The organism is Nocardia sp. NPDC058244 (assembly GCF_042882065.1).
In the GTDB taxonomy this organism is placed as follows: Bacteria; Actinomycetota; Actinomycetes; order Mycobacteriales; family Mycobacteriaceae; genus Nocardia.
Window position 1 is genome coordinate 164,179 of sequence record NZ_JBHVWX010000006.1, and the last position, 26,344, is coordinate 190,522.

Genomic DNA, 26,344 nt, shown 5'->3' on the forward strand with positions numbered 1-26,344 from the left:
TGGAACTGTTGATTGGTCTAACCGCACATACGGACAGTAATTTTCGGCCGTTGAGGGGTCACTGCATACTCCCGACGATGAGCTGCGGGATACCTTGGTTCCGGTGAACAACCGTTGGTCGGTGGCCGAAGTCCTGGACGCGGCACGGTATTACGCGGATAGGTCGGGTCGTCGAGTGTCGATCGAGTACGCGTTGATCCGTGATGTCAACGATCAGGGGTGGCGCGCGGACATGTTGGGCAAGGAGCTGCGTAAGGCGTTGGGGCCGTTGGTGCATGTGAATCTGATTCCCCTGCTGGACCCGGCGTCAGAGGCCGCTCGGGAGTTAACTTCGGCGGAATGTATTCGGGTCGCGGTCGATCCCAATTTCGCGATCGATTCGGTCGAACAGTCTCGCCATTTGTCCGATGGTTACGGCCGCAGTCTGGTCATTGAGTGCTGCTATCCAGCAAACATCGCCGAGTGTCGGGCCGTTGTCCGCCCGCTCGAAAGTGATGCCGTGCAGTTCCATGAGTGTCGGATCGTTCGGCATGGGGAACTTCGCCATTCGCGTGTTCATTTCGAGGATCAGTGAACGGATTTCGGTGTCATCTAGGTCGATTCGATTGCCAGCGCCGATGGTTACCGTCCAAGCGTTCTCGCCATTTTGTCGGACACGGAGTTGGGTGGAGATGTTCCTCATTACGGGTTTCGCCTCTTCGGGTGTTGAGTGCTGGCGTTCGTAGCGAGATTTGACTGTCGAGCGACTTTCGCCCATCGCAGCCGCTAGTTGTGCCCAGGATGCTCCGGACTCGCGGGCGATCGGGAACACTGCTTCGGTTGCCCAGACGCGCAAGTAATCCAGCCACGATGCGGCTTCGAGGATGTGAAGTAGTTCGACGGTGTTCAGTGAAGGTAGAGCCGGGCCGCTCATCGCTGAAAGGGCAACCTCGGACGCCTCTCGCATGGCATGTGTGTATTGGGACGGGTTCACTGGCTCGTTGTGCCAGGTCGGTGTGGGCACCGCCAGTCCTCCTCGATCTGTGCGCATTTCGTACAGGCAAAGGTACCATGCTGTGCGAAATGCGCACAGCAGTTCCGTTGATCAGGAGCAGAGGAGAACATCCCTCGAGCGACACGGCAGGTGTGGCGAAGGACATTGGAGCGTAGAAGGATCGAATGTCCTGCACGGTTTGTGGTGCTGTCCACCACCGCCGATGAGCCAAGAGCGGTGGACCACGATTGCACGCCTCTTGTATGGACATAGGACTTCAGTACAGTCACGCCAGTATGACGAATGGGAACTCGGCCTCACCTGCGGCCACTCGATCCGCCGACGCTGGTACCAGGACAGGGAATGGGCAGAGAAGATTCATACCTGCCGGACCTGTCGCGTCCCGAGGGGTGTTCTCTCGAGCCGAAACATTGGGTCGGCTTCAGTATGGTCCCGACCGGACCAAAGATCCCCGGCGTTCCACGATCGGCGACCAGAGCGTTGAAGGAATTCAACGAAAGTCAGCAACTGCAGCGGGACCTCGTTCCGCCCGGCCTTCTGGACATTTGGGAGCTGAGGAGGCCCAAGGCAGAAGATCTCTTTCGGTGGCGCGTGCGTTTGGACTGTGGTTGCGTCGAGGAGTTGCTGATCCACGGCGACATGCGTTCGCCCCTGGATACGATGTGCCATGTAGCGGGTTGATCGATGGCGATCTGCCGCCTGGCGAAATCGAACACCTGTATAAGGACAAGACTGACAGCTACCTGGAGATAGTCGAATGGGGCGAGTACCGGATCGTGGATCATCCCGCCGACCCGGTCGAGCCGCCCGACTACATGTCCTACGATCCCGCATGCTGGGCAAAGATTCGTCACGCTGAGCCTCGAACATTCGCATACTGGAGCGCCATCCTGGCGTGCGGACACCACACCGAGGTCGCGGTGGAAGATCTCGCTTGGCGGCCCAGTAACGGACCAGTGGCAACGCTCAGCGACGAACAACCGCAATCTCGATTGGCAGAACTTGATCAGCCGGAAGCTGAGAAGGCCTTCGAGGGCTTGCGTTCTGATTACGAGCATATGAGGCGGATGATTGTTGCTGGCCTTCCGAAACCCTCTCCGGAACAGCGCTGTGGCACATGCCGATACCTGCACCGGATCGTGTCGTGCGAACCGAACGGCTGGCTGGTACCGAACGCACCCGTCAAGAAGCCCAAGGCGAGGATGCCCTCGCGCGCGACACTGCAGAAGAAGCTCGAGGATACAGAGTCGGCTGCCAGCAACTTGCGAAAACAGCTGGCCGAGCTGGACAACGACCAATAGCGCGCACCAAACGCCCGTCAGCACCACACCGCAGGAGCGCGGTTCGACAGCGTCGCGCGATGTCCTCGACGATCGACCGATCTAGCGACCTCGTCGCGACAGGTGTGTAACGCTTCGGATATGACATCTCCGCCGCCCACTGACGAGCCTCGCACCGTGCCGGCACAGTCAGACGTCGGTTGTGAGTGGATCTATCGCCTGCGGGACTATTCGCCATCCGAGCGTGTGCGCGTCCGCGCGATCGATAGGCGTCCGCGCAGCGTTCGCATCGACATCGAGTTCCTCGACGGCAAGAAGGCCGGGCAACAAGAGAACGCCCCCTCGGGTCGGCTCCATGGACCTTGGAGCTCGGTCCAGCGATACGACGAACTCATGGCGAACTGGGGCCGCTTGGCTGCCGAGGACGACATCAGCGAGACAGAGGAATTCGCTATCGACACGGTGTTCGAACTGCTGATACCCGACGAGATCGCGACTTGCTGGGGACGGCAACAGGTCAAGCAGGTAACGGAAGTTCACGACCGATCCGGATTCGAGAAGCTCATCGGCACCACACTCGATGAAATCACCACTGCCGTGGCGTCGTTCGAGCTCGACGGCACGCGGCTACTGTCATCGGCAGGCTCGCTGTTGGTCGCCGAGCTGGCCTGTCTTCAGAATCCCGCGCCCGTCCTCGATTGGGTGATGGAGGCCGAGGAAAAGGCGCGAGACCTGTGTATCGGCGGGCGCAAGTATCGGGCTATCGATGGGTCGGGCGAGCGCACCTCGGATCCGGAATGGGAGTACAGATGGTACGTCGAAAATGAGAGGCCGCAGCACGAGCTGCTTCGCCAGTGGTGCGGCCACCGCGCTGTGACTACCTACGAACGTGTCACCGCCGCCGAGGCGGAGGTGCGACGCCTCGACCGCATCGTGCGGCGCCTCCTCGATGCCCTCCAGGACCATAACCACATGCTGGCCGAAGTGATCGAACGCGAACACGAGACCGGACGTATAACGCCGACGAGTGTCCGGCCCGAGATCGAACGTCCCAAGCATCCGTCCGAAATGCCGGTCCGGTATGTCAAGGTCCGTGCACGGCGGTGGTGGTGAAACCTTGCCCGTCACCACCTCGACGAGCGGTCTGGACCGTAGTAGCTCCAGCCGTTGAGATACGGCTTCAGATCGTCGGCACCGGGTTTGGGGATAGCAGGCATCCCCAGCGTGCCGTGCAGCGGATCCAATCCCTTTCGGTAGTTCGACACCCATTCCAGCCAGCGAGCTGCTTCCTCCGCGTCATGCGCGTCGTCGAGCGCGGCGACGTAGGATCGCATTGCTGCCAGATACTCGTCGAGCTCCTGCAACTGACGCCAGCGCTCGGCCTGTTCCCGAAAGACTTTCGCGCGGTGGGCGTCGGCGAATGCCGACTCTGCGGTCGCCATTGCGGCTTCCCATCGGTGTCGACGTTCGGCAGCATCGCGCTCGTCCGCGAGCCGTTTCGCCTCGGCGTCAGCTGCCCGTAATCCCAGCTCCAGAACCACTGGGGCCAGGTCGACCGTGCCCTCGTCGTCACTGTATGTCCACGATGACTCGAGGCATGAGACGCCGTTTGTAATCGTCAGCATGATTCGCCCGCTGGGAACGACGTCATACTTTGCGATCGAATATGCGGAATCCCGTGCGGCGCGGGCGAGTTCGGTCGGCGTCGCCTCATGCGGAACTTTCTCGGGCGGCTCTACCATCTGAACACCGAAGGTGTGCCCCTTTATCTTCACTCGCAAAACATTTGGTGGGCTGTTCCGCCGGTTGTGGTAGCCCCCTCGACGATCGTGTCCTGGTACTGCGTAGACGTCGGCGCCCTCTGCCGCAAGCGCTGAGGCGAGCACATCCACTACTCCAAGGGACCACACTCGGACCGACGGTGTGAACTGCATACTCGTGTCGTCGTCTCGCAGGCGAATTGCTGCCGGATGGGCCAACGTTCGACGGGGCGGCACTATGAGTGGCTTCGGCTGATCCACCAGCTTGATGGCCAGTTCTCGGGGAGACTGCCCGCGCGCGGTCACCAGGAGCTTACCTTGCGGAACCTTGCCGAACCGCACGGCGGAGCGGATCAGACTGTCGTAATTGGGCCCGTCGGCGGTCCGTTGAACAAGGAGTGTTCCACCGGCGTCGACGATGTCAGCGATGAGATTATCGACCGGGCGCGAGCGACGAGGCTGCTGCTTCTTCCCGGGGGCCGAAAGCGGCTTGCCCACCGGTGAGGAATCCGCCACAGGTGGTCGCGCCTCCCTGGTTTCGCCCTCAGTGTGGACGGTGCGATCGCCACCGTTTACCTCGTTGCGCTGAACGGCGGCGTCGACGTGGACGCGCTGGCGCCGGTCAGATACTCCGGCTTGACCCTGCTGCTGGATCGGCCGACGAGGTGCTCTCGCCCTGTGTTTGCTGGCCCAGTGTCCGTCTGGATACCGACCTCGTTCGAGGTAGTAGCGGCCGGCTTCCGTCAGTTCCGCGCGCCAAGTGCCGCCCTTTGTCGACACAGTTAGCAGACGACGCCATTCCAGGGCCTTCGCGCTGTGTTTATAGGTGTGGCCCTTCATGACCCCATCGGGGCATCCCTCAGCGACCCAGTTCAGAACGGCCAGCTGAGCACCGGAGATCGGGTCGGTACGCGCCATGATCAACTCTCGCACGGGTTGCCGGCTCGACGCCCCGGTTTCCGTCCAAAGCCTCGCTCGCCCCGGCTGTAATGCGGACTGACCTACCATCAACGGTCAGCCGCTAGCTCCCTCTGGGCGGGTAACCGGGATGATCGTGACGTGGGACTCGATGCCGACGAAATCTTTGGGATTGGTGGTGTACAGCGGAAGTCCGTTTCGCGCTGCGGTCGCGGCGATCATGAGGTCGGCCGTCCGTCGACGTGGTTGTCGGCCGATCGCATAGACCGAGGCGCAGATCAACCCGAACAGTCGTGCGGCTTCGCTGTCGTAGGGGAGCGCGTCGCCGAAGGTGGCTTCGGTGTGTTGTAGTACGGCGATCCGGCGGGCGCGTCGGCCCGGATCGTCGGTGGCGTATGGCCCACGCGAGAGCTCGCCCAAGGTGACCGCGGTGATGGCGGACTCGACGGGAAGCTCGGCCGGGTCGAACAGTGAGAAGGCCGCGACGATACTGGTGTCGAGAACGCCCCTGGCTTGACGAGTCACAGCTCGGTTCCTTCGAGTGGGTCGTCGGAGAGTTCGTCGTCTATGGCCGTGTCCAGGTCGTCGCGCAGCGCGTCATAGTCGAGTGCGGGGGCAGCGGCGAACATTGCTTGGGCCTGACCGGTCGGTACGAAGCGATGCCGTCTGATGGGCCTTACTTCGGCTAGCGGCTCGCCGTTGATGGTGAGGACATATTGCCTACCTTCCCGCAGACCCCGGGTAACGGCACCGGAGTCGTTGACGAACTGACGCACGCTGACCTCGGTCGGCCGCGGTACCTGAGGGACTGGCATATCCACACCGTACCACGCTGTGGCACATTGCCGCTCGGGTGGGCTGGATCACCTCGCCTGCGCCTGACGGTCTCGGTATCTCGCAGCGTTCGGTGACGGTGTCGACCGTCGGTCTGGCGCCCGCAATCCGCAGGCTGGCCGAGGGCATGTCGGTGCGGCTCGCGGTCTCGCTGCACACCGTCAACGGCGAACTGCGCGACACCCTAGTGCCGGTTAACAACCGCTGGTCGATCGCCGAAGTGCCCAGGGTGTCTCCTGTACGGTGCGCGACACCCGCGGTCAGGAGATCGCAGCGGCCTGCGGTCAGCTCGCCGCCGAGGGCTGATCCGCTACTCGATGACGTAGGACTGCGTGAAGTCGTCGTAGGGCAGCGGCCCGTCGACGAAGGCGTTCACCGTCAGCGTGTTGAGGGTGATGTCGCCGCCGTGGTTGTCCAGGAAGGCGATGTCGGAGGCGTCGCGCCCGGTGGCGATGCGGACCAGGCTGGGGCGCGGGGCCAGGCAGGTCGGGTCGAGCGTGTGCCACCTGCCGTCGACGTAGGCCTCGGCGACGGCGTGGAAGTCCATCGGCACGCACCCGGGGGCGTAGACGGCGGCCACCCGCGCCGGGATGCCGACCGCGCGCAGGAGCGCGACGACCAGGTGGGAGAAGTCGCGGCAGACGCCGGTGCCCGACAGCAGGGTCTCGACCGCGCCGTCGATCGGGGCGCTGCTGCCGGCGACGTAGGAGATCCGCCTGCCCACCCACGCCGCCACCCGCGCGGGCATCCCCGGATCGACGATGCCGTAGCCGAACTCGGCGGCGGCGTAACCGAGTAGCTTGTCCGACTCGGCGTAGCGGCTCGGCCGCCGGTACAGCGCGATCTCGTAGTCGGTGGCCGGTGCGGGGGTCGCGGTGCCGAACACCGTCGCCTGGTAGTCCAGCCGGAGCGTGCCCGCCTTGGCGTCGAGCACGTGCAGCCGGGAATGGTGCGGGCCGATGACCTCGCGCGGGGTGACGTACTCGCCGTCGAGCACGCAGGTCATGGACTCGATCAGGTCGAGGCCCGGCTGGCGGGCCACGGCGATCTGCCACTGCAGCACCGCGTCGGCGTGGACCGTGATCTCCATGCTCGCGGACACATCACGCTTCACGGCTCCAGCCTGACAGGCCGGGGCGCGCGGGGCGACTCGAACACGGCGTCCGCCGGTCGCGAAGTCGCAACGGCGGGGGTGCCGGGCCGAGATCGGCGGCCGTCGCGCCCCGGCATCCGCTGACGCCCGATCGCGTTGCGGCCCAGGCGTTACCGGCGCGGGACCGGATCGAGGCCCGCGTCCGAGATCGTTGACTATGGCGCGCGGAACAGCCTCTGTCACAGTCACTCTCGAACTCGAGGCGGGCAACGCCTCCCTCATGGTTCTCGGCAAGATGCTCGGTCCCACCGGTATCCCGCCGTTCGAAGTCAAACGCCGCTACGACGCGGCGACGGCCGATCAGCGCGGGGAGATCATCCCCGCCGTCATCACGATCGATGCCCGAAAACGCTGGACCATGCGGCTCAAGACGCCGCCGACCGCCTCGCTCATCCGCAAGGCCCTCGGTAAACCGGGCTCACCCCGTCCCGGTCACAAGCCGGTGGGCGCGCTGTCGCGGGAACAGTTGCGGCGCATCGCCATCCGCAAACTGCCCGATCTGAACACGACCGACGTGGAGGCCGCGATGCGGATCGTGGCGGGCACCGCCCGGTCGATGGGTGTGCGGATCGAGGAGTGAGCCGGGCGGCGAGCTCGGTCCCGCCCGGCGATCGTCGGCCGCCGCGGCACGATGTCCGCTGCCGCGCGGTCAGGCGTTAGGTTGGTGGTGGCCGACCGGTGGGATGCGCAGCGGCGGCCGGGACCGACCAGGGGGAACCATGCTTGCGACGGGCGACGTCTTCGCCGGCTACGCGATCGAACGTCGACTCGGGCGCGGCGGGATGGGGTCGGTGTATCTGGCCCGGCATCCGCGCCTGCCCCGGCAGATCGCGCTCAAGGTGCTGAATCCGGAGTTGTTCGCCGACACCGAGATCCGTGCGCGCTTCGAACGGGAAGCCGATCTGGCGGCACAGCTGGAGCACCCGCAGATCGTCACGGTGTACGACCGCGGTGTCGACGACGGGCGGCTGTGGATCAGCATGCAGTTCGTCGACGGGGTCGACGCCGCGACCATCGACCACCCCGTGCCCGTCGACCGGGCCCTGCACATCGTCGAGGGCACCGCGGCCGCACTGGACCACGCGCACCGCAACGGTGTCCTGCATCGCGACGTGAAACCGGCCAATATCCTGCTGGCCGCGGGGGAGGGCCGGGAGCGGGTGCTGCTCACCGACTTCGGCATCGCCCGCCCCCGGGACGACGCGCACCACCTCACCAGGACCGGCACCTTCACCGCGACGCTGGCCTATGCCTCACCCGAGCAGCTGACCGGCGCCCACCTGGACCACCGCTCCGACCAGTACTCGCTGGCCTGCACGCTGTACTCGCTGCTCACCGGGGTAGCCCCGTTCGAGGCGACCAATCCGGTCCAGGTCATCCAGGGCCACCTCCAGTCGTCGCCGCCGTCGCTGCGGGCGTACCGGCCCGATCTGCCCGTCGCGCTGGACGCTGTGCTGGCTCGCGCGCTGGCCAAGCGTCCCGCCGATCGCTTCGACTCGTGTGCGGAGTTCGCGGCCGCCGCGCGCCGTGCGGTGCAGGGGACCGGTGCGCAGCCGACCGTGTTCGCCGGGCGGCCCCTGCCGGTCGGAATCCAGGGGAATCCGATCGGGCACATCACGCCGCCGCGTCCGGCTCGGGGTTACCCCAGGCGCCCGCCCGGCGGTCCGCGCCCGCAGGGTCGGGCTCCTGTCCCGCCGCCGCGCCGCCGTACGGGCAGGCTGGTCGCGGCCGTGATCGTCGGTGCGCTCGTCCTCGGCGGGGGGATCTGGGCCTGGCAGGACGACACCGGGATCATCGCGCAGCAGCTCGAACGGTCGGTTGGGCACCGCGATCTGCGAGCGATGTCGGCCGCCTTTCCCGGCATGCTGCCGCCGTCCTCGGACAAGAACGACGGATACGGCGGCACGTACTGCAAGGGCGCGCCGGTGTGGAAGTCGTTCTACACGATCGACAAAGGCGGGCTGCGGAACTTCAACGACTGGCAGGCCCGGTGGGAATGCCTGGACCCGGACGACGACGCCCTCGCCTACCGCTTCTACAGTTTCGCCACCGTCGAGGCCGCCCGGTCGGCGGTGAGCGGCTTCGTCGCGGAATCGACCGACCGCGGAACCGTCACCATCGGCACCCGGCAGAACCACCGGCTCTTCTCCACCGACGAGTACGACGGCGAACGGGCCACGATTCTCACGAGTTTCACCGACCCGGATCGCGCCAGGTTCGTGCTGTTCGCCATGCCGCAGATGCGCGGCGCCAAGGGCGACAACCAGCGATGGCTCGACGATCTGGAGGCGCGATTGGCCAAGGCGCCGCTCTGACCGGGTCGCCGGGCGCCGCGCTGGCCCGCCGCGCTGAATCCGGGTTTTGGTAGGGTCCTCACGCGTCGGACGACGCGGGAGATGCGGGGGCAGTCAGTGATTTCCGACGGGACGGTTTTCGCCGGATACACCATCGAACGTCAACTCGGCCGTGGCGGAATGGGATCGGTGTATCTGGCCAGGCACCCGCGCCTGCCCCGGCAGACCGCGCTCAAGCTGCTGAACCCGGAGTTGTTCGCCGACACCGAGATCCGTGCCCGATTCGAACGGGAAGCGGATCTGGCCGCGCAGCTGGAGCATCCGAACATCGTCACGGTCTACGACCGGGGTGTCGACGACGGGCGGCTGTGGATCAGCATGCAGTTCGTCGACGGGGTCGACGCGGCGACCATCGCGCATCCGGTTCCCGTCGAGCGGGCGTTGCGCATCGTCGAGGGCACGGCGGCGGCGCTCGATCACGCGCACCGCAACGGGGTGCTCCATCGCGACGTGAAGCCCGCCAATATCCTGCTGGCCGACTCCGACGGCCGGGAGCGGGTGCTGCTCACCGACTTCGGCATCGCCCGGCCCCGGGACGACGTGCACCACCTGACGCAGACCGGCACCTTCACCGCCACCCTGGCGTACGCCTCACCCGAGCAGCTGACCGGCGCTCACCTGGATCACCGCTCCGACCAGTATTCGCTGGCCTGCACGCTGTACTCGCTGCTCACCGGGGTGGCGCCGTTCGAGGCGACCAATCCGGTCCTGGTCATCCAGGGTCATCTGCAATCGCCGCCGCCATCGTTGCGGGCGTACCGGCCCGATCTGCCCGTCGCGCTGGACGCCGTCCTGGCTCGCGCGCTGGCCAAGCGGCCTGCCGATCGCTTCGACTCCTGCGCGGAATTCGCCGCGGCCGCGCGTCGCGCGCTGAGTGGCACCGGTGCGCAGCCGACCGTGTTCGCGGGGCAGTCGAGGCCGCAGCATCCGCAGGCGCGTCCACAGCTGCCGCATCCTGTTGTGCCGCAGCCTTATCCGGGGTACGGGCAGCCACCCGCGCGGCCCTATCCCGGTCGTCCGGTCCCCCCGCCGCGCCGCAACTGGACGCCGGTGGTCCTGCTCGCGGTGCTGGCGCTGATCCTCGGCGTGACGTACTGGGTGTGGCAGGACGACAGTTCCCCGCTGGCCGATGCCATGCACCGCTCCGCCGGTCACAAGGACATGGACGCGCTGCACGCCGCCTTCCCACAGATGCTGCCCGACGGCTACGACAGCGGGCGGGTGCTCGGGGACCGGCTGTGCTCGGGCCGGTTGGAGCCGTCGAAGTACGGCGAGGAATGGATGAAGACCTTCAACGGCTACCAGGCGAAATGGAACTGCGCCGACAACTTCGTCGGTGACACGCACTACGCCTTCTTCACCTATCCCACCGCCGCGGCCGCCGCCGATGCCGTCGCTCGGTTCCGGCAGCAGACGAAGGACCACGGTCAGGCGACGAGCGGCACCCGCACCGACGACCGGCGGGAGCGGACCAGCGGTGGTCAGTACGTCGGTTCCGCCGTGGTCTCGACGTTCTCCGACCCCGCGCGGGCGCGCTGGGTGCTGCTTTTCTACCGCGGCTCCGACGACACGCCCTTCGCGGGCAATACGGTCGAGAAGAACATGCCGGTCCTGATCTCCGACGTCGCGGGCTTCCCGCTGGGCTGAGTCCGGCCCCGCGCGACCCCCGCACCGGGGCGAACGGTGTTTGGTAGGGTCCACTCCCGTCGGACGACGAGCGAGATTCGGGGGTCAGAGTGGTTTCTGACGGGACGGTATTCGCCGGATACACGATCGACCGGCAGCTGGGCCGCGGCGGGATGGGGTCGGTGTATCTGGCCAGGCATCCCCGGCTGCCGCGCTGGACCGCGCTCAAGCTGCTGAATCAGGAGCTGTACTCCGACAAGGAGATCAGGGCCAGGTTCGAGCGGGAAGCCGATCTGGTGGCCCAGCTCGACCACCCCAACATCGTGACCGTCTTCGACCGGGGCGTCGAGGGCGATCAGCTGTGGATCAGCATGCAGTACATCGACGGGGTCGACGCGTCCACGCTGGATCCGCGGTCGCTGCCGCCGGACCGGGCGGTGCAGATCATCGGCGAGACCGCCGCCGCGCTCGACTACGCGCATCGCGCCGGCGTGCTGCACCGGGATGTGAAGCCCGCCAATATCCTGCTCGCCCGATCCAACAGCCAGGAGCGGGTGTACCTCACCGATTTCGGGATCGCCCGGCTGCGTGACGATTCCGGCCACCTCACCGAGACGGGGTCGTTCACCGCGACGCTCGCCTACGCCGCGCCCGAACAGCTCACCGGTGTCCCGCTCGATCACCGCGCCGACCAGTACTCGCTGGCCTGCACCCTGTACTCGCTGCTGACCGGCACCGCGCCGTACGAGGCGCCCAGCCCGGCCGCGGTCATCACCGGGCATCTGCAGGCACCGCCGCCGCCGGTCAGCCCGCGCCGTGCCGGACTGCCGCCGGTGCTCGACGCCGTGATGGCCCGCGCGCTCGCCAAACGGCCCGCCGACCGGTTCTCCTCCTGCGAGGAATTCGTCGACGCCGTGCAGCGGGCGCTGCGCTCCGGGACCGGCGCCGCACCGACGGCACGGCCCACCTCGGGGGCGCATCCGCAGCCGTTCGTCGGGATGGCGCCGATGACGCCGGTGCCCGGGCCGGGTGCGCCGTACCCGGTGAACCGCCCGCCGGTGCCCCCGTATCAGCCGGTCGCGCCGCGTCCGGTCGCGCCGCAGCCGTGGCAGCGGCCGGTGCCGCCGCCGACGCCGTATCCCGCGCCGTCGCGCAGCGGGTGGGGCTCGGTGCTGACCACGTTCCTGATCCTGATCGCCGTCGTCGGGTCGATCATCGCCGTGCTGTGGGTGCTGTCGAACCTGTGATCGGTGGTCGGGGCTGCCCGGCGGGTGCCATATTCTGGTCAGAATGAGCGACTTCGACGTCACCGCCGCCGACTCCATCGACCTCGCCCGGCTGCGTCGCTTCGTCGCGGTCGCCGAGGAACTGCACTTCGCCAGGGCCGCGAAGGGTCTGCGGATCTCCCGGCAGAGCCTCAGCGCGACCGTCATCGAACTGGAGGGCGAGCTCGGCACCAGGGTGTTCGTCCCCGGCGCGTCGCCCACCCAGCTGACCGAGGACGGGGCCGCGCTGCTGCACCACGTCAGGGCGCTGATCAGCGCGCGGGAGCAGGCCGAGCGGGAGCAGAAGCCGGACGCGCCCGCGAGCCTGCGGGTGGGGTTCGTGCCGGGTGTCACCGTGTCGAAGTGGGCGCGGATCTGGAGTGACCGGCTGCCGGACCATCCGCTCGAGGTCGTCGGGGTCGCCCAGGGCGAGCAGGAGAGCGCGCTGCGCGAGGGCCGGATCGACCTGTGCTTCGTCCGGCTGCCGATCGACCGCACCGCCATGAACGCCATTCCGCTGTGGCGGGAGACGCCGGTCGCGGTCGTGCAGAAGGACGACGCGCTCTCGCTGCTGGACACGATCACCCCCGCCGACCTGGCCGAGGAGCGGCTCCAGGACGGCGCCGATCTCGATCAGGCCGCCGACACCCTGGCGCTGGTCGCCGCGGTCGGCGGCGCGACGATCGTGCCGCAGTCGATCGCCCGGCTGCACCACCGGCGCGACCTGGTCTACCGGCCGATCAGCGAGACCGAGTTCACCGAGATCGCGCTGGCCTGGCCCGCTGGCACCGACAGCGAACTGCTCGAGGAGTTCGTCGGGATCGTGCGCGGCCGATCGGCGAACAGCTCGCGCGGAGCGGTGGCGGCGGAGCCGCAGCGGCGGGCGCCCGAGCCCGCCCACAAGAGCACCGCGAAGAAGCCGGCGGCCAAGCAGCAGTCCGCTCGTCAGGGCAAGGGCCGCAAGACCGGTGCGCGCCGCGGCCGCTGACGCCGCACACACGACAACGCCCGCGGCGCGAGAAGATCGCTGCCGCAGGCGTTGTCGAAGAAGCCGGGATTACCGAGGGATGCGCTGGGTGAGCGAGTCGACGACCAGGATCACCGCGATCAGGCCGGCCAGGCCGATGAGGAAGATGTCCTCGACGTGGCCCTGGTGGTTGCCGACGGTCATGCCGAGCAGGATCACCACGACGACCCAGGCCGCGATGCGGAAGGTCTTGCGCGACTCACCGCTCCAGCCCCACGCGGCCGAGGGCACTTCGGCGGGATCGACGCTGGTGGCGACGGCGCGCTCGGTGCTGACTGATTCGAGGTCCGTGGCGGCCACGATCGCTCCTTAGGGCTCGAGTTCTGGTTGGGCGAGTGAGCATATCGTGGCATACGACCGTCCGTCGTAGCCAGCAGCCCTGCCACAATGGGGCCGTGTCCCACCCAGCAACGCGTGCCGCACACGGCCAGTCCACGTCCACCGATCGGGTGAAGGTCCTGCTCCTGGGCAGTACCGGATCGATCGGTACCCAGGCGCTCGAGGTGATCGCCGCCAACCCCGACCGGTTCGAGGTGGTCGGTCTCGCCGCGCGCGGCGGCAATCAGGCGCTGCTCGCCGAGCAGATGGCCGCCGTCGGCACCCGCAATGTCGCCGTCGCCGACCCGGCCGCCGCCGCGGCCCTCGACCTCGAGCTCGGTGGTCCCGACGCGGCGACCGAACTGGTGCGCCGCACCGAGGCCGACGTGGTGCTCAACGCGCTGGTCGGTTCGCTGGGCCTCGGCCCGACCCTGGCCACCCTGGAAGCGGGCACCCGGCTCGCCCTGGCCAACAAGGAATCCCTGGTCGCCGGTGGGTCCCTGGTGACCCGCGCGGCCGCGCCCGGCCAGATCGTCCCGGTCGACTCCGAACACTCCGCCCTCGCGCAGTGCCTGCGCGGCGGCCGCGCCGACGAGGTCGCGCGGCTGGTGCTCACCGCCTCCGGCGGGCCGTTCCGCGGCTGGACCGCGGAGATGCTCGAATCGGTCAACCCCAGCGAGGCGAAGACCCATCCGACCTGGTCGATGGGGCCGATGAACACCCTGAACTCGGCGTCGCTGGTGAACAAGGGCCTGGAACTGATCGAGACCCACCTGCTGTTCGGCGTCCCGTACGACCGCATCGATGTCACCGTGCACCCGCAGTCGATCGTGCACTCGATGGTCACCTTCACCGACGGCTCCACCCTCGCCCAGGCCAGCCCGCCGGACATGAAGCTGCCCATCGCGCTGGCCCTCGGCTGGCCCGACCGGGTCCCCGGCGCGGCGGCCGCGTGTGACTTCGGTACCGCGTCGACGTGGACCTTCGAACCGGTCGACGACGCGGTCTTCCCGGCCGTGCGCCTGGCCAGGCAGGCCGGTGAGGCGGGCGGCAGCGTCACTGCCGTGTACAACGCCGCCAACGAGGTCGCGGTGCAGGCCTTCCTCGACGGCAAGATCACCTTCCCGGCGATCGTGCGCACCGTCACACAGGCGGTAGAGGCCGCCGATCGCTGGCAGGCGGAACCCGATACCCTGGACGACGTCCTCGGAGCCGACCGCTGGGCACGGCAGTACGCCGCGGAAATCATCGCGTCCTGACACGACGCGAAACGACTCAGGAGCCAGATGGTATTCGCGCTGGGGTTCGCACTGTTCGCCCTCGGTATCACGATCTCGATCGCGCTGCACGAATGCGGGCACATGTGGGCGGCGCAGGCCACCGGCATGAAGGTGCGCCGGTACTTCATCGGCTTCGGGCCCAAGGTCTTCTCCTTCCGGCGTGGTGAGACCGAATACGGCCTCAAGGCGCTGCCGCTGGGCGGTTTCTGCGATATCGCGGGCATGACGGCGCTCGACGAACTGGAACCCGAGGACGTCGAGCGGGCGATGTACCGCCAGTCGACCTGGAAGCGCCTGGTCGTGATGTTCGGCGGCATCGCGATGAACTTCCTGCTCGGCTTCGTCCTGCTGGTGATCCTGGCCGTCGGCTGGGGTCTGCCCCAGCTCGAACAGCCCCCGGCCACCGCGCTGGGCTCGATGAGCTGTGTCGCCCAGCAGAATCCCGACCAGACGATGCAGCAGTGCGCCGGCGACGGTCCCGCGCAGCGCGCCGGGCTGCGGCGCGGCGACGTGGTGACCGCGGTCAACGGCGTGCCGGTGACCACCTGGGCGCAGTTCCAGGCCGAGACGCAGAAGCAGACCGGCCCGTTCACCTACACGATCGAGCGTGACGGCACGACGCTGACCGTGCCGGTGACGCCGGAGCGCACCGTGCGCTACCCGAAGGAGGGCCCGAGCCGGGAGGTGAGCGCGGTCGGCGTCGGCCCCGACTTCGCCGAGCCCCAGCAGTACGGCCCGATCGCGGCGATCCCGGCGACCATCTCGTTCACCGGTGACTTCTTCATCGAGACGGTGAAGTCGCTGGCGAAGATGCCGCAGAAGGTGACCGCGCTGTGGGAGGCGGTCACCGGCGGCGAGCGTGACCCGGAGACCCCGGTCAGTGTCTACGGCGCCAGCCGGATCGGCGGCGAGACCGCCGAGCGCGGCCTGTGGGGCATGTTCATCATGGTGCTGGCCAGCCTGAACTTCTTCCTCGGCGCGTTCAACCTGCTGCCGCTGCTGCCCCTGGACGGCGGGCACATCGCGGTGGTGCTCTACGAGAAGATCAGGGACACCATCCGGTCCTGGCGTGGCAAGGCCCCGGCCGGCCCGGTGGACTACCTGAAGCTGCTCCCTGTGACGTATGTGGCGGTTGTTATCGGTGGTGCGTTCATGCTGTTGACGTTGGCCGCCGACATCGTCAATCCGATCCGGCTGCCCTGATCGCTACGAACCGCTGTCGTGCCCCTCACAGGGCGTGCGCCCACTCCGCGCGACTAAGCTCGGCAGCACCACCCCCGGTCGAATCCACGAAACGTACGAAAGAAGGCAGCCGAACGTGACCAGCACAATCGGATTGGGGATGCCCGCCGCTCCCGCTGCTGTTCTCGCACCCCGGCGCAAGACCCGCCAGCTGAAGGTGGGCACCGTGGGCGTGGGAAGTGACTCGCCGATCTCGGTGCAGTCGATGACCACCACCAAGACCCACGACATCAACGCCACGCTGCAGCAGATCGCCGAGCTGACCGCGTCGGGCTGCGACATCGTCCGGGTGGCGTGTCCGCGCCAGGAAGACGCCGACGCGCTCGCCACGATCGCGAAGAAGTCGCAGATCCCGGTGATCGCCGACATCCACTTCCAGCCGCGCTACATCTTCGCCGCGATCGACGCCGGCTGCGCCGCGGTCCGGGTGAACCCGGGCAACATCAAGGAGTTCGACGGCCGCGTCGGCGAGGTCGCCAAGGCCGCGGGCGCCGCGGGCATCCCGATCCGCATCGGCGTCAACGCCGGTTCGCTGGACAAGCGGATGCTGGAGAAGTACGGCAAGGCCACCCCCGAGGCGCTGGTCGAGTCGGCGCTGTGGGAGGCGAGCCTGTTCGAGGACCACGGCTTCGGCGACATCAAGATCTCGGTCAAGCACAACGACCCGGTGATCATGGTGGAGGCCTACCGGCAGCTGGCCGCGCAGAGCGACTACCCGCTGCACCTCGGCGTCACCGAGGCGGGTCCGGCCTTCCAGGGCACGATCAAGTCCGCGGTGGCGTTCGGCGCGCTGCTCAGCGAGGGCATCGGCGACACGATCCGCGTTTCGCTGTCGGCCCCGCCCGCCGAGGAGGTGAAGGTCGGCGGCCAGATCCTGCAGTCGCTGAACCTGCGCCCGCGCAAGCTCGAGATCGTGTCCTGCCCGTCGTGCGGGCGCGCTCAGGTCGACGTCTACACCCTGGCCGACGCGGTCGCGGCCGGTCTCGACGGCCTCGAGGTGCCGCTGCGCGTCGCCGTGATGGGCTGCGTGGTGAACGGTCCGGGTGAGGCCCGCGAGGCCGACCTCGGTGTCGCCTCGGGCAACGGCAAGGGCCAGATCTTCGTCAAGGGCGAGGTCATCAAGACCGTGCCGGAGGCGCAGATCGTGGAAACCCTGATCGAAGAGGCGATGCGCATTGCCGAGGAGATGGGCGAGCAGCCGGGCGCCGAGCCGGTCGTCACCGTCGGCTGACCTCCGCCGCTCACGGTCGGACGTCGGATTCGGCGGACCTGTACCACGGCGCGTGCTTTCGTGGCAGGCTGGTGCCGTGCGGAGTCTGCTGGAGCCGACGCGACGGTCCAAAACCCCTCCCGCGCGCCCGGTGTCCGTGCGAGATCTGGGCGAGGTGCTGCGTGTGCTCGACTCCGACCCGGTGGCCTCGTGCATGATCGCGGCCAGGGTGCAGGAGTTCGGGCTGGACACGCGCTCCGGGCTCGGTGAGCTGTGGAGCCGGGGCGGGCCCGCGGACTCCCTGTGCTTCTCCGGCGCGAACCTCGTGCCGCTGCGCGGTGACCAGCAGGCCCTGCGGGCGTTCGCGGATCGGGCGGCGCGCTGGCCGCGGGTGTGTTCCTCGGTCGTCGGCAGGCAGGAGCTGGCGCTGCCGCTGTGGGAGCTGCTGCTGCCCAAGTGGGGCCCGGCCAGGGAACTGCGCGCCGATCAGCCGTTGCTCGCGCTCGCCGCGCCCGCGCTGGCCCGACCCGACGCGGGCGTGCGCCGGGTGCGCCCCGACGAGATCGACCGCTATCTCACCGCGGCGATCGCCATGTTCATCGAGGAGGTCGGCGTCGACCCGCGCGCGGGCGACGGTGGCCGTGGCTATCGCAGGCGGATCCAGAGCCTGATCGAATCCGGCAGGGCCTGGGCACGTTTCGAGGACGGCGAGGTCGTCTACAAGGCCGAGATCGGCGCGCTGTCGCGGCGCACCGGGCAGATCCAGGGCGTGTGGGTGCACCCGGAATTCCGTGGCGCCGGTGTCGGCACCGCGGGCACCGCGACGGTCGCCAATGCCGTTGTCGCGACGGGACGTACGGCGAGCCTGTACGTCAACGACTACAACCGGATCGCCCGACGTGCTTACAGCCGTGTGGGTTTCCGCCAGATCGCGACCTTCGCCACGGTGCTCGTCGACTGATTTCCGGGCGTGTACGGCGCCGTCCTGCGGGGTTTGCTGCCCGGTCGCCGCTACCATCGGTGCCGATGAGGACACGGATGGTAACCACGTTCGCGGTGGCCGCCCTCGCGGTGGCGGCGACCGCCTGCTCCGCGGGCCCGCAGGGACCGGTACCCGCCGCCGACGCCTTCGCCGAGGCGTTCGCCGACCACGATCTCGCCGCGGCCGCCGAGCTCACCACCGCCCCCGAGAAGGCCACGGCCGCACTGACTTCGGCGTGGCAGGCGCTACAGGCGGAGAAGCTGGAGATCCGCACCGGCGACGCGCGCGTCAGCGGCGACACGGCCACCGTCGACTACACCTACGCGTGGACCCTGCCCAAGGGCCGCCAGTGGACCTACACCGGCGAGTTGCAGATGGGCCGCACCGGAGGCCGCTGGCTGGTGCGCTGGACCTCCGCCGACATCCATCCCAAGCTGGGCGACACCCAGACCCTGGAACTGCGCACCGCGCAGGCGCCGCGCGCGCGGGTCAACGAGTCGGCGGGCAGCGATGTGCTGGTGCCGGGCAAGGTGTCGCGGGTGCGTTTCGACGTCGCCGCGGCCACCGAGCCGGACCGGGTCGCCGGCGCCCTGGCCGCGGCGCTGAGCCGGATCGACCCGGTGGCCTACACGCCGCAAACGATCCTGGCCGCGGCCCGCGGCGCAGGCGGGGCCGCCACGGTGATCCTGCTGACCGAGTACGAGGCCGACACCATCGGCGGCGAACTGATCGGCCTGCCCGGTGTCACGCTGACCCAGGAGTGGGACATGGTGCCCACCGATCGCAAGTTCGCGCCCGATCTGCTCACCCAGGTGCGCAAGACGGTGATCGCCGAGGTCGACGGCAAGGCAGGCTGGAGCGTGGTCACCCGCAATGCCAACGGCGCCGATCTCGATGTGCTGCACGAGGTCGCGGCCCAGCCGGCGCCCTCGTTCGCGCTGAGCATCGACCGGTTCGTGCAGAACTCCGCGCAGCACGCGGTGGACCTGCGCACCGAACAGACCATGATGGTGGTGCTGCGCCCGTCGACCGGGGCGATTCTCGCGGTGGCCCAGAACAAGGCCGCCGATCGGGACGGCCCGGTCGCCACCAGCGGCCAGTATCCGCCGGGCTCGATCTTCAAGACGGTGACCGCCTCGGCCGCGATGGCGGCGGGCATCGCCACCCCCGAGACGGTGCTGCCGTGTCCGAGCCGCACCACCATCGGCGAGCGCACCATCCCCAACTACAACCTGTTCTCCGTCGGTGACGTGCCGATGGCCACCGCCTACGAGCGCTCGTGCAACACCACCTTCGCCCGGCTGGCCAGCAGGCTGGACGGCACCGCCCTCACCGACGCCGCGGCCCGGCTCGGCATCGGCCAGGAGTACGTGGTGGAGGGCCTGCCGACGATGTCGGGGTCGGTGCCGCCCGCCGAGGAACTCGTCCAGCGCGCCGAGGACGGCATCGGGCAGGGCCGGGTCGTAGTGAGCCCGTTCGGCATGGCCGTGATGGCGGCGACGGTCGCCCAGGGCGCGGCGCCGGTGCCGTACCTGATCGCGGGCAGGCCGACCCGGGTCGACGGTGACCGGCCCGCGATCGAGGCGAACGTGGTCGACGGCCTGCGCACGATGATGCGCATGGTCGTCACGGGCGGCACCGCCGAACGGATCAGGGACCAGGGCGAGGTGTACGGCAAGACCGGCGAAGCCGAGGTCGACGGCGGGTCGCACTCGTGGTTCGTCGGCTACCGGGGGGACATGGCGTTCGCGACATTGCTGGTCAAGGGTGGCAGCTCCGACAACGCGGTCGCCGTCACCCGGGATATGTTCGCCGCGCTGCCGCCGGGCTACTGAACGGGCGCCGAGGCGGTGTGGCCGGGTCCGTCGGCGTTCTCGGTCGCCAGCAGGCCCCGCACCACCGCGAGTGAACTGCTCTCGGAATGGGCTGTCGCCGTGTTGTGCACGACGTTGTACCCGGCGATGGGCTCGGGCGCGGCATTCGTGCCTGCGCCGTCGAGGAGGTCGATGGCGGCAGCGCCGCCCAGGATCATCCCGGCAGTGGTCAAGATCAGGGTGGAACGCCTCATGGTTCGTCTCCCTCGTTCAGGGTTTCGACGTGCTTTCCCGGGCAGCCTTTCGATTGTCTGGTGGTTAGCTGTTGCTTGAACCGTAGAACGGTCGCCGCGGGGCAACAACCGACGGCGGTAAGCGACACACAATTGTTGCGTTATGTGCGGGCGTGTTCGAACACAACCGGTACGTGACCGTGATGAAAAGGTGAATGTGTGGTGTCGGGCAACGAAATCCGCAGTTCAGCGGCCTCGGTACGGTAAATTACCGAATTCGGAGAACGTTACGTGCGTTGCAGAGTCGCGGCCAGATGGTGCTGCAGGGATTCGCCGACGGCGGCCATTCGCAACGTGTAGTCGATCGTGTCCCCGGTCACGTGGAAAGAGCGGCCGAGCGCGGTAACCGGTTTCGCCGAACCGCTCAGGCCGATATTCGTCGAGTTCAATTCCAGGCGGATTCCGTCGACGGTTTCGGTGATCGTGCCCTCGCAGATCTCGGTGATGCCGGTGGGGTGGGCGAGGATCAGCTCGACCCGGCCGGGGGCGGGGCAGCGCAGGTAGCCGGTCTCGGCGTGCAGTGGCCTGCCGTCGGAGGCGGCCTTGGTCCGCTGCCGGTAGGTGAGGAACGGCCTGCCGAGGTGCCCGAAGGTGATCTCCTCGACGTAGTCGAACGATTCGATGGTCGGGTACTCGCCGTGGCCGCGGCCGCGCCAGCTGCCGAGCAGCGGTGCCAGGGCGGCGATGTCGGGATGGGGGGCGACGGGGGCGGAGGGTTCGACCACGGGCGACAGCCTAGACCTGCCTTGCTGTCGACGGTCACGGCACGCCGGGGCTCCGGTCAGGCTAAGGTCAGCCTCGCCTGAACGCCGTCCGGCGGAGGTCGAAAGGATAGAACGTGAACGGACATGTGAGGGGTACCCGCGGGGTACGGTCCGGGCTGGTGCGCGGTGCGGTTCTCGGTGCGGCCCTGCTACTGGCCGCGGCGTGCTCGGGTTCCGAGCAGGCGGGCGACGATGTGGCCGCGCTCGACGGAAACCGGTACAGCCAGACGAACCTTGCCGCCAACAAGGATTCCTACCACGCCCAGTTCACATTCCCCGACATGGTCAACGCCTGGGGCCTGGCCGATCGCCCCAAGGGCGCGGGCGGGCACTTCTGGGTCGGCGCGGGCGGCAAGTCGTACCAGTTCGTCGGTGACGTGCAGGCGTCCTCGGAGCCGAAGCTGCAGAAGCTGTTCCAGGACCAGCTCAAGCTCGTCGGTGTGCCCGGCGCCGACGCCGACACCTCGGACAAGAGCGTCGGCAAGGTCACCGGCGTGGTGTTCAACCCGGCCCCGATCACCTCCGACCTGTTCGCCGTGCGCGACCAGTGGGTGGACGTCGACGGCATGCCGATCCCGCTCGGCGGCTCGTCGCGGTTCATCTTCGCGACCGACTCCGGCAAGATCTCGGCCTGGACCGAGCAGGCGCCCGACGGCGCGATCGTGCGCCGCGACGGCGGCGCGAACCAGGTGTTCGACGGTGCGGCGCAGGGCATGGCGTTCTTCGGGATCGCGCTGTCGCCGTCCGGGGACAAGCTGCTCGCCGCCGACTTCGGCGCCGACCCGCAGGTCCGCACCTTCGACAAGTTCTGGCAGCCGGTGGCGACCACCGGCTTCGCCAACCCCTTCGCCACCGGTGACGTGATCGACCCGGCCACCCCCGAGAAGGGCAAGAAGGCCAAGCCCGGCGATCCGGCCCCGTTCAACATCACCACCCTGGGCAGCCGGGTGTTCGTGTCCTACGCGATCACCCAGCCGGACGAGAAGGACCCCAAGGCCTTCGACAAGGCCGAGGAGGACTCCCTCGACGCCGATGCCGACAAGTCCGCCAACGGCAAGCCCGACAAGGGCAAGGTGGCCGAGTTCGACGCCGCGGGCAAGCTGGTGCGGATCATCGACGACGGCGGCAGGCTCAACGCGCCCTGGGGTGTGGCGATCGCGCCGTCGAACTTCGGCGCGCTCTCGGGCAAGCTGCTGATCGGCAACTTCGGTGGTCTCGGCCGCGTGCTGGCCTACGACGACACCACCGGCACCTTCGTCGACTACCTGCGGGACGGCAACGCGAAGCCGGTCGAGATCGCCGGGCTGTGGGCTCTGATGTTCGGCAACGGTGAGAGCCTCGGCGACGCCAACGCGCTGTACTTCACGGCGGGCCCGGAGGACGAGAAGGAAGGCCTGTTCGGCAGCCTGCGCGTGCAGTAGCAGGCCGCCGCCGCGGGTTCCGCACCCACCGGACGCTTCGAGTGTCCGGTGGGTGCCCCCGAAACCGGTGGGCCGGAGCCGGTTTCGTACGACGTATCATTTGTTGTGAGCTCTCCCGCCGACCCGTCCGCCCCGGCTTGTGCGTGGCCGCAGGAGCGGCCCGAATCCTGCCTGGCGATCCCGGCTTCCGACGACCGGCGCGCCGGGTCGTCGGCGCTGGCGCCGGTACTGTCGATCCGTCCGCTCGGTCCGCGGGTCGACGGTGTGCCGCTGTTCTGCCTGGCCGGTGATTCGGGCCTGGCCTGGAGCTACGCGGGCCTGCTCGCCCACCTCGATCCGCGCGTCCCCGTCTACGGGATGCAGGCGCCCGCCGCGCCCACGCCACCTCGCACCATCGGCGCATCGGCCGCCCGCGTTGTCGCCGAGATCCGCCGGATCGCCCCGCACGGCCCGTATCAGCTGCTCGGTTGGTCATCGGGCGGATTCGTCGCCCACGAGGCCGCGGTTCAGCTGCGCGCGGCGGGCGAGGACGTCGGGATCGTGCTGCTCGACACCGATCCGGCCGTGTGCCGCGACGCGCCGCCGCCCCGGCTGTCGGTGGGGGAGTACGTCGCCCGCTTCGCCCCGCAGTTCGGTGTCGAGGCCGACACCGCCGCCCTGTCCGACGACCGGACCGCCGCCGTCCTCGCCGCGGCCCTGGCCGGGACCGTGGAGCTCACCGGCGTCGACCTGGCTCGGCTCGCCGACGCCGCCGACGCGGTGGCCGGGATGGTGGTGGGCCACCGCCCCTCGGTGCTGACCGGTGACCTGACCGTGTGCGTCGCCGGTCGCTGGCCCGACGGCGACGAACGGCCCGATCCGGCCGCCGCGGTGCGGAACTGGCGACCGTACGTCGAGGGCGCGGTGACCGGCTTCGTGCTCGACGCCGCCCCCGGCGAGCTGACCGCGCCCGAGATCGCGCCCGAGATCGCCCGCGTGCTCGGCACGGTCGTGCCGACGATGCGCACCCGATGCTGACCGCGCCCGGTTCCCCTGCGCCCGCCGCCGGGATCACGCACGATGGGGTGGTGTGGATTTCGGCCGATCGTGTGGTCGTGCGCCCCGAGCGGGCGGCGACCTCGGCCATCACCCAGTGGTGGGTGCTGTCGCTGCGGCTGATCCGGCCGTCCTGGCGAACCGGGGAGATCCTCACCGCGATCCTCGCGCCGGTGGTCTTCACCCTCGGCTTCTACGTGCCGCTGAATCTGGTCATGAGCGAGTACGGGCACGGCCTGAGCAGCTACGCGCAGTTCCTGATGCCGATGCTCATCCTGCAGGCGGTCTCGTTCTGCGCCATCGCCGCGGCCTTCCGCTCGGCCACCGATGCCCGCGACGGTCTCGACCTGCGCCTGGCCACCCTGCCGATGCCACGCTGGGTGCCGTGGGCGGCCAGGATGACCGCCGCGGGCCAGCGGTCGGTGGTCGCGGTGACCGCCGCCCTGGCGTGCGGCACGCTGGTCGGCTTCCGGTTCTACGGACCCTGGTGGCACACCGCCGGATTCGTCGGAGTGTCACTGCTCATCGCCGTCGCGCTGTGCTGCGGTGCCGATCTGCTCGGCAGCGTGACGACGAGCCCGGAGGCGACCACCCAGATCCTGGTGCTGCCCCAGCTGATTCTCGGCATGGTGTCCACCGGCTTCGCCCCGGCGAGCCAGTTCCCCGGCTGGATCCAGGGCTACGCCCGCAATCAGCCGGTCTCGCAGCTCGTCACCGGACTGCGCGCGCTGGCTGGCGATGCCACCGGGAACGCGGGCGCGGTGGATCTTCCGACGCTCGGCCCCGGGCTGGCCTGGGCGCTCGGCCTGCTCCTCGGCTGCGGCGCACTGGCCTGGCTGCGCGCGGTCCGGCGGCGCGGATGACCACCGGCGCCGCCCTGCCGGTGGTCACCGGGCGCACCGAGACGCTCCGGATGCTGCTGCCGCAGACCATGATCCAGACCAAGCGCCTGCTGATGCGCTGGTACCGCGATCCGCTGACCGTCATGCAGGCGCTGGTGTTCCCTTCGCTGCTGCTGGTGATGCTGGACTCCGTGCTGGGCACCCAGGTCTCGGCCTTCGCCGACGCCGACGCGCTCTACGGCTCGGTACCGATGCTCGCGCTGGTCGGGGTGATGTCGGGGTCGCTGGCCGGCGCGGTGACCCTGGGGCGCGAACGCGACGAGGGCCTGCTCGCCCGGTTCTGGGTGCTGCCCGTGCACCGTGCCTCCGCCCCGCTGTCGCGGATCGCGGCCGAGTGCGCGCGCATCGCGCTGAGCACCCTGGCGATCTTCGCGGTCGGCGCGGTGCTCGGATTCCGGTTCACCCAGGGGCCGCTCGCGGCCCTCGCCCTGTTCGCCATCCCGCTGCTCTACGGCCTCGGCTTCGCCACCATGGTCACCGCGCTGGCGGTGTACACCTCCAAAACCGCACTGGTCGAGGTGATCTCGCTGGGCTCGTCGATGCTGATGTTCTTCAGCACCGGCTTCGTCCCGCTGCGGGCCTATCCGGACTGGGCGCGTCCGCTGGTCGAGCACAATCCGCTGACCCACGCGATCGACACCATGCGCGGCCTCGCGCTCGGTGGACCGGTGCGCGCTCCGCTGCTAGCGACGCTGGCCTGGTCGCTGGGCGCGATCGCGGTGTTCGCGCTGCCCGCCGTGCTCGGGTTCCGGCGAGCCGTGCGCTACTGAGCGATCGCGGCGCGCGCGTCGGCGAGCAGCAGCGCCGAATCGCGCGGGCTCAGCGCCATCGCGCGCAGCTGGTCGAAGATCACGCCGAACCGGCGGATCTCGGAATGACCCTCGACGAGGGTGTCGATCGCCAGGCTCTCCACGTACACCAGTTCGGGGTCGACCGGGTTGCGGAAATCGAGCAGGGTGAACGAGCCGGCCATGCCGGGGTGCGCGCCCGCGTCGAACGGCAGGATCTGCAGGATCACGTTCTTGCGCTTGGTCTCGGTGATCAGCCGGTCGAGCTGGCCTGCCATCACGGCTGGCCCGCCGACGACCCTGCGGATGGCCGCCTCGTCCATCACGACCCACAGTTCGAGCGGATCGTCCTTGGACAGGTTGACCGCGCGGTCCATCCTGGCCTTGGCCCTGCTCTCCATGGTGGCGGCGTCGAGGCGGGGCATGGAGGTGTCGATGACGGCGGCCGCGTACTCGTAGGTCTGCAGCAGGCCCGGCACGGTCGAGGTCTGGTATTGGCGGGCCGATAGTGCTTCCGCCTCGAAGTTGATGTAGGTGGCGTAGACGTCGGACACCGCGCCTTCGTAGGCGTGCGACATACCGGGTTTCAGCGCGTCGGTGAGCAGGCTGAGCGCTTCTTCGCGGGTTTTCTCGTTGACCTGATACAGGTCGAGCATCGCGCCGAGCGTGCGGCGTTGCGGGCGGGCCTGCGCCATTTCGATGCGATACAGCGTGGTCACGTTGATACCGGTGCGAGCGCTGACGTCTTCCTTGCTGAGACCCGCGGTTTCGCGTAACTCGCGCAGCATGGCGGCGAGCCTGCGTAGTCGGACCGTCAGTGTCGTGCGCTTGCCTGCCATGGTTCCCCTTCGCCTGTGGCGCGCTTCGTGAATCGCATTATTGCGCTGTGCGGCCTCGATGTCACGCGATCGGCCGAGAACGATGCCTCCGGCGCATAGCTGAAGGTCGGCGGGCGTGTGGACACGCCGTAAACCGGTGCCGCCGTGCGGATGTGACCATCGGTTCTGTCAGGGCGGCTTTACCGCAAGGCTGACAACGCAATCTTGCGTTTCGCAGTGTGAGCGAGCATGATCCAGTTAGCCTG

The 26,344-nt window shown here is 68.6% G+C and carries 25 protein-coding genes and 2 pseudogenes; 18 read left to right on the top strand and 9 right to left on the bottom strand.

The window, feature by feature from the left end; translation table 11 throughout:
• Positions 1–58: 58 nt before the first annotated feature.
• A pseudogene (locus tag ACFVW6_RS20225) lies at positions 59–295 on the top strand (23S rRNA (adenine(2503)-C(2))-methyltransferase RlmN); the annotation flags it as partial.
• 30 nt (positions 296–325) lie between these two features.
• Here the strand turns inward: ACFVW6_RS20225 and ACFVW6_RS20230 are convergent.
• Entirely contained in the window at positions 326–1,003 is a 678-nt protein-coding gene (locus ACFVW6_RS20230; protein ID WP_378833152.1) for a hypothetical protein, read from the bottom strand.
• Between the two features lie 668 nt (positions 1,004–1,671).
• Between ACFVW6_RS20230 and ACFVW6_RS20235 the strand changes: the two genes are divergently transcribed.
• Positions 1,672–2,295 carry a hypothetical protein gene (locus tag ACFVW6_RS20235; protein ID WP_378833150.1) on the top strand — a complete coding sequence of 208 codons (624 nt, stop codon included), beginning with the start codon at positions 1,672–1,674 and terminating at the stop codon, positions 2,293–2,295.
• 156 nt (positions 2,296–2,451) lie between these two features.
• Positions 2,452–3,387: a hypothetical protein gene (locus ACFVW6_RS20240; protein WP_378833147.1), complete on the top strand. Its 936-nt coding sequence runs from the start codon at positions 2,452–2,454 to the stop codon at positions 3,385–3,387.
• Between the two features lie 11 nt (positions 3,388–3,398).
• Here the strand turns inward: ACFVW6_RS20240 and ACFVW6_RS20245 are convergent, their stop codons facing one another.
• From ACFVW6_RS20245 to ACFVW6_RS20255, 3 genes are all read right to left on the bottom strand, one after another.
• The gene (locus ACFVW6_RS20245; protein ID WP_378833144.1) at positions 3,399–4,952 is read right to left on the bottom strand and encodes a hypothetical protein; all 1,554 of its coding nucleotides are present in this window, start codon (positions 4,950–4,952) and stop codon (positions 3,399–3,401) included.
• Between the two features lie 96 nt (positions 4,953–5,048).
• Positions 5,049–5,477, bottom strand: coding sequence for a type II toxin-antitoxin system VapC family toxin (locus ACFVW6_RS20250; RefSeq protein ID WP_378833142.1), 429 nt, complete (start codon positions 5,475–5,477; stop codon positions 5,049–5,051).
• The gene (locus tag ACFVW6_RS20255; RefSeq protein WP_378833140.1) at positions 5,474–5,728 is read right to left on the bottom strand and encodes a hypothetical protein; all 255 of its coding nucleotides are present in this window, start codon (positions 5,726–5,728) and stop codon (positions 5,474–5,476) included. The genes ACFVW6_RS20250 and ACFVW6_RS20255 overlap by 4 nt, the downstream gene beginning before the upstream one ends.
• Positions 5,729–5,793: 65 nt before the next feature.
• Here ACFVW6_RS20255 and ACFVW6_RS20260 point away from each other — a divergent pair.
• Positions 5,794–6,092: pseudogene (locus ACFVW6_RS20260) on the top strand (hypothetical protein); the annotation flags it as partial.
• Between the two features lie 4 nt (positions 6,093–6,096).
• On the opposite strand, the gene ACFVW6_RS20265 reads toward ACFVW6_RS20260, so the two are convergent.
• Positions 6,097–6,900, bottom strand: a complete 804-nt coding sequence (locus ACFVW6_RS20265; protein WP_378833138.1) for a transglutaminase family protein — start codon at positions 6,898–6,900, stop codon at positions 6,097–6,099.
• 196 nt (positions 6,901–7,096) lie between these two features.
• On the opposite strand from ACFVW6_RS20265, the gene ACFVW6_RS20270 reads away from it, so the two are divergent.
• The 5 genes from ACFVW6_RS20270 (at position 7,097) to ACFVW6_RS20290 (ending at position 13,172) form a co-directional block, all read left to right on the top strand.
• Positions 7,097–7,519 carry an uL11 family ribosomal protein gene (locus tag ACFVW6_RS20270; protein WP_355280554.1) on the top strand — a complete coding sequence of 141 codons (423 nt, stop codon included), beginning with the start codon at positions 7,097–7,099 and terminating at the stop codon, positions 7,517–7,519.
• 139 nt (positions 7,520–7,658) lie between these two features.
• Positions 7,659–9,254, top strand: coding sequence for a serine/threonine-protein kinase (locus tag ACFVW6_RS20275; protein ID WP_378833135.1), 1,596 nt, complete (start codon positions 7,659–7,661; stop codon positions 9,252–9,254).
• A gap of 96 nt (positions 9,255–9,350) precedes the next feature.
• Entirely contained in the window at positions 9,351–10,940 is a 1,590-nt protein-coding gene (locus tag ACFVW6_RS20280) for a serine/threonine-protein kinase (protein ID WP_378833132.1), read from the top strand.
• Positions 10,941–11,029: 89 nt separating this feature from the next.
• Positions 11,030–12,166 (top strand): protein kinase, encoded by a 1,137-nt coding sequence (locus ACFVW6_RS20285; protein ID WP_378833130.1) that lies wholly within the window; start codon positions 11,030–11,032, stop codon positions 12,164–12,166.
• Between the two features lie 43 nt (positions 12,167–12,209).
• Complete coding sequence (locus ACFVW6_RS20290) at positions 12,210–13,172, top strand: LysR family transcriptional regulator (RefSeq protein ID WP_378833128.1); 963 nt, start codon at positions 12,210–12,212, stop codon at positions 13,170–13,172.
• Between the two features lie 69 nt (positions 13,173–13,241).
• Here ACFVW6_RS20290 and ACFVW6_RS20295 read toward each other — a convergent pair whose 3' ends face one another.
• Entirely contained in the window at positions 13,242–13,511 is a 270-nt protein-coding gene (locus ACFVW6_RS20295) for a DUF2631 domain-containing protein (protein WP_355280560.1), read from the bottom strand.
• A 95-nt stretch (positions 13,512–13,606) separates the two neighbouring features.
• Between ACFVW6_RS20295 and dxr the strand changes: the two genes are divergently transcribed.
• The 5 genes from dxr (at position 13,607) to ACFVW6_RS20320 (ending at position 20,078) form a co-directional block, all read left to right on the top strand.
• The gene (gene dxr / locus ACFVW6_RS20300; RefSeq protein ID WP_365007006.1) at positions 13,607–14,788 is read left to right on the top strand and encodes a 1-deoxy-D-xylulose-5-phosphate reductoisomerase; all 1,182 of its coding nucleotides are present in this window, start codon (positions 13,607–13,609) and stop codon (positions 14,786–14,788) included.
• A 27-nt stretch (positions 14,789–14,815) separates the two neighbouring features.
• On the top strand, positions 14,816–16,012 hold the full coding sequence (locus ACFVW6_RS20305) for a M50 family metallopeptidase (RefSeq protein ID WP_355280563.1): 1,197 nt from the start codon (positions 14,816–14,818) through the stop codon (positions 16,010–16,012).
• A 115-nt stretch (positions 16,013–16,127) separates the two neighbouring features.
• On the top strand, positions 16,128–17,282 hold the full coding sequence (gene ispG / locus ACFVW6_RS20310) for a flavodoxin-dependent (E)-4-hydroxy-3-methylbut-2-enyl-diphosphate synthase (RefSeq protein WP_355280564.1): 1,155 nt from the start codon (positions 16,128–16,130) through the stop codon (positions 17,280–17,282).
• A 76-nt stretch (positions 17,283–17,358) separates the two neighbouring features.
• Positions 17,359–18,222, top strand: a complete 864-nt coding sequence (locus tag ACFVW6_RS20315; protein ID WP_357344431.1) for a GNAT family N-acetyltransferase — start codon at positions 17,359–17,361, stop codon at positions 18,220–18,222.
• A 77-nt stretch (positions 18,223–18,299) separates the two neighbouring features.
• Positions 18,300–20,078, top strand: a complete 1,779-nt coding sequence (locus ACFVW6_RS20320; RefSeq protein WP_378833122.1) for a penicillin-binding transpeptidase domain-containing protein — start codon at positions 18,300–18,302, stop codon at positions 20,076–20,078.
• Here the strand turns inward: ACFVW6_RS20320 and ACFVW6_RS20325 are convergent.
• Together ACFVW6_RS20325 and ACFVW6_RS20330 are read right to left on the bottom strand one after the other, a co-directional pair.
• Positions 20,072–20,311 (bottom strand): hypothetical protein, encoded by a 240-nt coding sequence (locus ACFVW6_RS20325; protein ID WP_355280570.1) that lies wholly within the window; start codon positions 20,309–20,311, stop codon positions 20,072–20,074. The two genes, ACFVW6_RS20320 and ACFVW6_RS20325, sit on opposite strands and share 7 nt — an antisense overlap.
• Positions 20,312–20,577: 266 nt before the next feature.
• A complete protein-coding gene (locus ACFVW6_RS20330; protein ID WP_355280572.1) occupies positions 20,578–21,075 on the bottom strand; it encodes a peroxynitrite isomerase in 498 nt (165 codons plus the stop codon).
• A 113-nt stretch (positions 21,076–21,188) separates the two neighbouring features.
• Between ACFVW6_RS20330 and ACFVW6_RS20335 the strand changes: the two genes are divergently transcribed.
• The 4 genes from ACFVW6_RS20335 to ACFVW6_RS20350 all read left to right on the top strand — a co-directional run bounded on the left by ACFVW6_RS20335 (position 21,189) and on the right by ACFVW6_RS20350 (position 25,242).
• Positions 21,189–22,535: a TIGR03118 family protein gene (locus tag ACFVW6_RS20335; RefSeq protein ID WP_378833118.1), complete on the top strand. Its 1,347-nt coding sequence runs from the start codon at positions 21,189–21,191 to the stop codon at positions 22,533–22,535.
• Positions 22,536–22,640: 105 nt separating this feature from the next.
• Positions 22,641–23,552 (top strand): thioesterase domain-containing protein, encoded by a 912-nt coding sequence (locus ACFVW6_RS20340; protein WP_378833116.1) that lies wholly within the window; start codon positions 22,641–22,643, stop codon positions 23,550–23,552.
• Positions 23,546–24,433, top strand: a complete 888-nt coding sequence (locus ACFVW6_RS20345) for an ABC transporter permease (protein ID WP_378833114.1) — start codon at positions 23,546–23,548, stop codon at positions 24,431–24,433. Before ACFVW6_RS20340 ends, ACFVW6_RS20345 begins: the two co-directional genes overlap by 7 nt.
• Entirely contained in the window at positions 24,430–25,242 is an 813-nt protein-coding gene (locus ACFVW6_RS20350) for an ABC transporter permease (RefSeq protein WP_378833111.1), read from the top strand. Before ACFVW6_RS20345 ends, ACFVW6_RS20350 begins: the two co-directional genes overlap by 4 nt.
• Here ACFVW6_RS20350 and ACFVW6_RS20355 read toward each other — a convergent pair.
• Positions 25,236–26,099 (bottom strand): helix-turn-helix transcriptional regulator, encoded by an 864-nt coding sequence (locus tag ACFVW6_RS20355; RefSeq protein ID WP_355280578.1) that lies wholly within the window; start codon positions 26,097–26,099, stop codon positions 25,236–25,238. The two genes, ACFVW6_RS20350 and ACFVW6_RS20355, sit on opposite strands and share 7 nt — an antisense overlap.
• Positions 26,100–26,344: the final 245 nt, after the last annotated feature.